Below are 6664 nucleotides of genomic sequence, written 5' to 3'. Positions count from 1 at the left end.
TTTTGAGCGAATGCGTAACCGCATCCTCTATCTTGCGGTTACTAAAAATAGATAGCAGCGAGAATTTGCATCCTCGCTGCCAACATTACTTTATGCTTTTACCCCAACCATTGACATAGAACCAGAATTACGAGCATTTGAACAAGAGTCGCGATGAGAATCGGAGGATAAGACGGAGGGTTACGGGATGCACGTTTTTGGTTCAGGAGAACCGTCCCCCTGAACCAAAATAACCGCCACCGCCTCTATCGAGCCCTCCCTTTACTCACTCTACTCCTGTTTAAAATCACGTGCCTTGTTCTTCTCCTGCGTACCCTCCTGTGACTCCCGAGACTCTTGTTCAATCTTGGGATTAATCTTGACATAAGCAATTTCTAAGCCGTATAGTTTGTATAATAGTCATCCTAGTGGTCTTGCTAAAAATAAAAACAGAAAGAAGGCTACATTTATGAAATGGTCAGCTTGTTTTAAAGCCTATTTTACAGCCTTAGCTCTTGCCCTTTGCCTGTCTCTTCCCGGGACGGCAGCCGCCGCAGAACTTCCAGTCGGCGTCGTGGATATTATGTATGTAATCAACAATCATCCCGATGTAGCTCAAGCCAACGCAGCCCTGCAAACCGAGCAAACACAACTGCGCCAAGAGTTTACTACAAAATCCGCCGGGTTGAGCGACCAAGACAAACAAGCCCTGGACCAACAGCTTGGCAAGCAACTGGCGCAAAAACGCCAAGAGCTATTTAAGCCCATTGCCGACAGCATTCAAGTCGCCATGAAAGCCGTCGCCGATGAAAAAGGCTTCTCTCTAGTCATCTACAAAAACAGCGTCGCTTTAGGGGGCACGGATATCACCTTGGATGTACTCCAAAAGCTAAAGAAATAGGAACTGCTAATTTATTCACATCTCACATCAAAACGGCTCTTTTTCCATCAGCCATTGTCAGAAAGCCTCGGCAGAGCGCCGCTATGCCTGCGTTTTCTTTCGCGTTAAAAGAAGAAAGACGTCGGTTGTCGTGCAATCCTAGCACAACCGACCTTAGGCGCATCCAGCGCCGTTTCGTTTTGATGGAGTGTTCATTAAATTATCAGCTCCTTAACGGTAAAGTTACAAATGGAACTCGCCGAAAAAGGCAGCAGGCCGAAAACCTGCTGCCTTTTTTATTAGAGATTCTGTTAAACGAATCCTCCATCGTACCCTCCGGTCACTCCTGTTCTCCTGTTCGTTCTTCATTATTTCGGATAGTTTTCCTTCGCGGGCAGCCATTCCGCCAGCAAATAGTTCACTTGGCCGCCTTCTATTTTACGCTGAAACTGCGCCTGATAGGCAGCTTCTATCGTCACCTGCCAGCCAGCGGCTTTCCAGCTTTCCGGCATCGCCAGCGGATCGCCGTTAAAACCGGCAGGAGCGCGATAAATATCGACAATAGCCGCATAGTGTTCATGCCCTTTATCTTTTAACGTGCGAATTCGAGCAAAACGAACTTCGGCGGCTGCCTCTTCCGATGCCTGTTGCTTCACGACACCACTAAAAAAATCAGGCAGCGATATTTTCTCCTGCGGCAGCGCGTTCTGTCCGACTACACTCATACTTTGCAGCTGCGCACTGATTTGCGTCCCGTCGCCGCTGTAATAATCCCGTCGTACCAATCCTACTTCCGGCGCATAACAGGCTACCATCACCTCGTTGGGCCTAGTCAAGGAGCGCGCCTGCACCTCCACGACGCCGGAAAATAATCCCGCCGGCACCCACACCGTCTTAGTAACACTAAGCAGGCGATAGCTCCAAGCACCGTCTTCCCAGGTTGCGCCTTGCTGCAGCGGTCCCTTAAGAAGCAGTAGCTCTTGATTAGGCTTAGCGGCAAGCAAGTCTCCCGCAGGTTCACTTTCACTCAGCACTACTTGCTGCACTACAGCCTCTTCCGTCACGGAAAAGACTCTTGCCACCTGCGCCCCGCCATTATTGTCCGCTACTTGCACCCGCCCATCCTTGACTTGCGTCACCGTCCGCGTAAAACCGGCAAACTCTTGTCCATACCCAATATAGTTCCAACTCTGCCCCAGGGCGGTCGGAAAAAAATGGCGCACATCCGCCAGTCTGAATTCTTCCGCCGACATGCAATCTTGGCAAGGCCCCTTCTCGCTATGCGCCAACGCAGCAGAAGGCCAGCCGGTCCATAAGGCCGCGCAGGCTAACGCCGCAACGGCTAAAGAGCATTGTTCCTTCAAAAACTTCATCCCAACCACCTTTCTTCTGGTTCAGGGGGACGGTTCTGCTGAACCAGTCCCCCTGAGTCAATCTGCTACAGTACCAGCCAAGCATAAAAAAAGAACCCGATGCCAATGGACCCCACAACAACGCCCACACTCCAGTAGCCATAGTTTTTACTGATCGCCGACAAGGACGACAGCAAAATGCCCACCTGCAAAAACATCAACGCCTGGCCGAACATTGTATTATACTGGCTGGCAGCGTCTCGCTCCGCTTCCAGTTTCTGCGCATCTTGGATAATTTCATTTTTTTCTTTTTTGTACCGTTTGATTTCCTCTTCATAGACTGCTATTTGCTTAACAACCGCTTCTGTACGCACTTCCGGGGGCATCAACGCCGCCATGGAGTCTCGCTGCACTTGATACTGCGTTTCCTTGATGCTTTTTGCCTGATAGTACGCCCATTGATCCGAAGCGCGATTTTGCGCCAGCACCATGCGATTTCCATATCCAGCCGCCTTAAACGAAGCAATCGTGGCGCACGCCGCCAAAAGCAGTGTCGTAACCGCGATGACCGTTGTCAGGTGATCTTTCCACGTTTTTTTCTCATTCTGCCTGTCTGCCATAATAGCCTCCCAAATTAGTAGTTCTCCTATATTCCCTCTGTACGCCGCAAACTCCTGCCTGCTTTTGCGAGTTGACACCCGCTCCCAAAAGAGTATACTAAAAGCAAGCGAACTTATTCTCAGGGCGGGGTGAAATTCCCCATCGGCGGTATCCCGGCACAGCCGGGGAGCCCGCGAGCGCTTTTTGCCTAAAGCAAGAAGGTCAGCAGAACTGGTATCAAGCCAGTGCCGACGGTTATAGTCCGGATAGAAGAGGATAAGGCAGTTGCTAACGCATTGGCAAGTTCCGGCGCTTTTTCGTCCGGCTTGTTTTACTGCGTTGCTTTTACTGTCTCTTTCTTGCCCTGATTCTGGTAAGTCCGACTTAGCATTAAGGAGGAGTATTACTATGAATCAATCTTTACTTCACTCTTTTGGCACACCCGCAGAACGGGTGGAAAACGCGCTCGCCGCCTTGCGTCAAGGACAAGGCGTCCTGGTCACCGATAATGAGGACCGGGAAAACGAGGGCGATATTTTTTTTGCCGCCCAAAGCTTGACACCACAGCAAATGGCCTTGCTCATTCGCGAAGGAAGCGGCATTGTCTGCCTGTGTCTCACCGAAGAAAAAACCGCCCAGTTAGGCCTGCCGATGATGGTTGCAAACAACACCAGCAGTTTCCAGACCCCCTTCACCATTTCCATTGAAGCCGCTCAAGGCGTGACTACCGGCGTATCCGCAGCAGACCGTGTCGCCACCGTCAAAGCCGCTGTTGCCGCTGACGCTTCCGCCGCCGATCTGCGCATGCCCGGACATATGTTTCCGCTGCGCGCCCGAAAAAACGGCGTTTTAGATCGCCCCGGTCACACCGAAGCCAACGTGGATCTCATGCGCCTTGCAGGCTTAGCACCAGCCGGCGTTCTCTGCGAACTCACTAATCCTGACGGTACTATGGCCCGTCTGCCGGAAATCGCCGCTTTTGCCCAAAAACACGCCATGCCGGTTGTGACGGTCGACGATATCATCGCTTACCGCCTGCAGTTCGACTGAGAAATAGAAGTCACCTAACAAGAGTCACGAGAGTCGCGGGAGGGTACAACTGAGGGGTACGATTTCCACTTTATAATTCTACTTGCAAAAAAGCCATCGGCACTGCATATTGCGCCGATGGCTTTTTCGATTCCAGAATCCTCTTGCGTACCCTCTGGTCACTCTGGTTCTCTTGTTTATTCTTCGCTTCTCTAACTTTTTTTACACCAAGGCTTTGCTCCGCCAGGCGCCGCTGCGCCAGCGCCAGAGCATAGCCAGACCGCGAATCCATTCGTCCACAAGCATGGCCGCCCAGATACCCGGCAGTCCATAGCCCAAAACAACGCCTAAATAATAGCCCAAGCCAATGTTCACGCTCCACATGGATAAAACAGCCATCACCACCGGGAATTGCACGTCCCCGGCGCCGCGCAAGCCGGAAATAAGTACAATATTAAAAGTCCGGCCTGGCTCTAAAAACGCATCGATCATAAACACCAGCGCTCCCAAGGAGATAATCGCCTCTTCCGCCGTAAAGATGCGCATCAACTCCGTACGCCCCACAAACAATCCCAAGCCGAGCACCCAGGCCGCACCGAAAGCAATGCGAAAATTACGCATGCCTACGCGCGCCGCCTCGTCAAAACGCCCGGCGCCCACCAACTGGCCGATCATAATGACATTGGCCTGGCCGATAGCCAAGGAAAAAAGAAAGGCCATTTTGATGACCGACCAAGCATAGGTACGCGCTACATAGGCTTCCGAACCTAAATACGACAAAATCAGCGCCATCAGCACCGTCTGGCTCAAGGTGTAGGACATGCTTTCCATCGCTGCGGGAAAACCTATTTTCAACACCTGACGCATCTCCAAAAATGGAAAAGTAAGCAAATGGCGGAAAATCGCAGGTTTCAAGAGGCGGGTAAATAAATACCCTTGCACCAACGCGACCGCCACCGCCTTGCTGCCGACAGCCGCCAGGGCTACCCCAAGAACGCCTAAAGGCGGACAACCAAACAATCCTAAGCCCAACACCGCTGAGCCGCAAAGATTGAGGACATTCATCGTCGCCGTCACCGCCAAGCATTGCCTGGTGCGCCCAAAACCCTTCAGAATTGCATCGCTGGAAAACAACAGGGCGTCTAGAAAAACAAAACCGCCCACTAACAGTAAATAGGTTTTGGCATGCGCTAACAGTCCTTCTGATAAGCCCAGAAAGAGCAGTAACTCTTCTCCAAAAAGAGTCAGCCCAACGCTGGCGGATAGTCCCAGTCCCAAGCTGAACAGCAGCGATACAGCCGCCGTCTTATCAATGCGTTCGCGATTTCCGGCACCAACATTTTGGGCTACCAGCACCGAGGTTCCGAGCGAAATAACGGCAAAGACCAAGAATACATTCCATAGCACCTGGGTGCAGCCTTCCACCGCCGCAGCCGCCGAACTATCGTAACGGCTGAGGATATATACATTTACGACTCCCACCATAATAATGAGCGCTTGCTCAATAAAAATAGGCCAAGCCAATTTAAATAACGATTGCGTCCTCACAACATTCTCCTTAGTCTTCTTTCAGGTGTCAGACTATCGTAGCAAAGAAGCCTCTCCCTGTCAAAGGAACAGTAAGCTTGAACAAGAGTCGCGGCGAGAATCGGAGGGTTCGACTGCGGGTTTACGGCATTTAACAAGAGTAGATAGAGTAAAGTGAGGAAACGACTGAGGCTGCGGCGGCCGTTTAAACAGAAACTCCCAGCCCTTGATAACCCTAGTTTTTCAGCCGTAAAAACTTATAATTCATGGTATAAACAAGAGAGGAAGGCCGCTGCTGCTGCCTTCCGTTTATCTTCTGGCGCTTTAAAGCAAGTCTGCATGATCTGCTTGCGAAGCAAAGGCCCGCACTGGCGAACCATCCGCTTCGCGCAGCGGTAAAGGCATGGCAAAAAAGTCCCCACCGCTCTGCACTTCCTCTAGACGGGTCAAATTCTCAATCAGCACCAGCTCCTGCGCCAATAGCAGCTGATGAATCGCAAAATCTTTGCTATCGATAGCATCAAAAGAAATGGCATCAATCCCCACCCCTTTTAATTGGCACTTACCCAGCCAAGCCGCCGCTGCCGCCGTTAAAAGCGGATACTGCTGCAGATACTGTTCCTGCCCCCAATAGCGACTCCAGCCTGTCCAAAATAAAACAAAGTCAACTTGTGCCAACAATTCCTTTTGCCCTTGCAGCTCCCCTAAGCCGATTACACCGCCGGCGCAATTTCTCACATCCAATACCGCTGCCCGGCCCACAAATCGCTCTAAGGGCAACGCATCCAGGGTTTTTCCGTCTGCCAGCATGTGCGCAGGCGCATCCATGTGGGTGCCTACATGGGTATTCATTGCGATTTTCTTCACCTGATAGCCATTGGCGGCTACGGTGGCCACCGTTGAAAAATCCGGCGCCGGCGTCCCCGGATACACTGGCATGCTTTCATGCAACGGCTGGGACAGATCGATAACTCGCATAATTTTCCCGCCTCCTTCCTTGTCTCTCACTTACTAATTTGCTCCTTGCCTCCCGCTTCGTCAAGTTATTTTAATGAGCGACAAGCTAACGCACTGCAAATAGCCATTCTTTTTGTCTGACTCTTCATGCTATAATCGTATACAGGAAGTACTGTAAGAAAAAACTCCGTAAATGGTTCAGGAGAACCGTCTCCCTGAACCATTGTTTGCGGCTTTTTAAAAAGAGGGGGTATAGTTCCATGAAACTTGTCAGCTTCTACCAAAACGGTAAACCTACGTTGGGCATCTTGGAGGAAAACGGTGTTATCCCTGTCGTCAC

Annotated in this window: 7 protein-coding genes and 1 riboswitch; of the genes, 2 read left to right on the top strand and 5 right to left on the bottom strand. The window is 51.1% G+C overall.

The genetic code is table 11. The features are described from left to right. The first annotated feature begins 448 nt into the window (after positions 1-448). Positions 449-880 (top strand): OmpH family outer membrane protein, encoded by a 432-nt coding sequence (locus PHF27_RS12490; RefSeq protein ID WP_300070625.1) that lies wholly within the window; start codon positions 449-451, stop codon positions 878-880. Between the two features lie 347 nt (positions 881-1227). Here PHF27_RS12490 and PHF27_RS12485 read toward each other — a convergent pair whose 3' ends face one another. Further along, positions 1228-2232: a hypothetical protein gene (locus PHF27_RS12485; RefSeq protein WP_300070622.1), complete on the bottom strand. Its 1005-nt coding sequence runs from the start codon at positions 2230-2232 to the stop codon at positions 1228-1230. A 65-nt stretch (positions 2233-2297) separates the two neighbouring features. Continuing rightward, a complete protein-coding gene (locus PHF27_RS12480; RefSeq protein ID WP_300070619.1) occupies positions 2298-2831 on the bottom strand; it encodes a DUF4337 domain-containing protein in 534 nt (177 codons plus the stop codon). Between the two features lie 111 nt (positions 2832-2942). Continuing rightward, a riboswitch (FMN riboswitch) is annotated at positions 2943-3093 on the top strand. Positions 3094-3219: 126 nt separating this feature from the next. Here PHF27_RS12480 and ribB point away from each other — a divergent pair. Then, entirely contained in the window at positions 3220-3861 is a 642-nt protein-coding gene (gene ribB, locus PHF27_RS12475) for a 3,4-dihydroxy-2-butanone-4-phosphate synthase (RefSeq protein WP_300070616.1), read from the top strand. 201 nt (positions 3862-4062) lie between these two features. On the opposite strand, the gene PHF27_RS12470 is transcribed toward ribB, so the two are convergent. The 3 genes from PHF27_RS12470 to PHF27_RS12460 form a co-directional block, all read right to left on the bottom strand. Then, entirely contained in the window at positions 4063-5388 is a 1326-nt protein-coding gene (locus PHF27_RS12470; RefSeq protein ID WP_300070613.1) for an MATE family efflux transporter, read from the bottom strand. A gap of 303 nt (positions 5389-5691) precedes the next feature. Further along, positions 5692-6345 carry a cyclase family protein gene (locus PHF27_RS12465; protein ID WP_300070610.1) on the bottom strand — a complete coding sequence of 218 codons (654 nt, stop codon included), beginning with the start codon at positions 6343-6345 and terminating at the stop codon, positions 5692-5694. A gap of 65 nt (positions 6346-6410) precedes the next feature. Beyond that, positions 6411-6664 (bottom strand): hypothetical protein (locus PHF27_RS12460; RefSeq protein WP_300070607.1); only part of this gene is annotated, 254 nt, incomplete at its 5' end.

This window comes from Anaeromusa sp., assembly GCF_028691475.1.
Lineage (GTDB): Bacteria > Bacillota > Negativicutes > Anaeromusales > Anaeromusaceae > Anaeromusa.
The sequence above is the reverse complement of the archived record's forward strand: the minus strand, read 5'-3'. Positions and strand labels throughout refer to the sequence as shown.

Bases quoted from the DNA above. Each gene is read 5' to 3' on its own strand.
- PHF27_RS12485 (WP_300070622.1), bottom strand. From the start codon at position 2,232: ATGAAGTTTTTGAAGGAACAATGCTCTTTAGCCGTTGCGGCGTTAGCC.
- ribB (WP_300070616.1), top strand. From the start codon at position 3,220: ATGAATCAATCTTTACTTCACTCTTTTGGCACACCCGCAGAACGGGTG.
- PHF27_RS12480 (WP_300070619.1), bottom strand. From the start codon at position 2,831: ATGGCAGACAGGCAGAATGAGAAAAAAACGTGGAAAGATCACCTGACA.
- PHF27_RS12490 (WP_300070625.1), top strand. From the start codon at position 449: ATGAAATGGTCAGCTTGTTTTAAAGCCTATTTTACAGCCTTAGCTCTT.
- PHF27_RS12465 (WP_300070610.1), bottom strand. From the start codon at position 6,345: ATGCGAGTTATCGATCTGTCCCAGCCGTTGCATGAAAGCATGCCAGTG.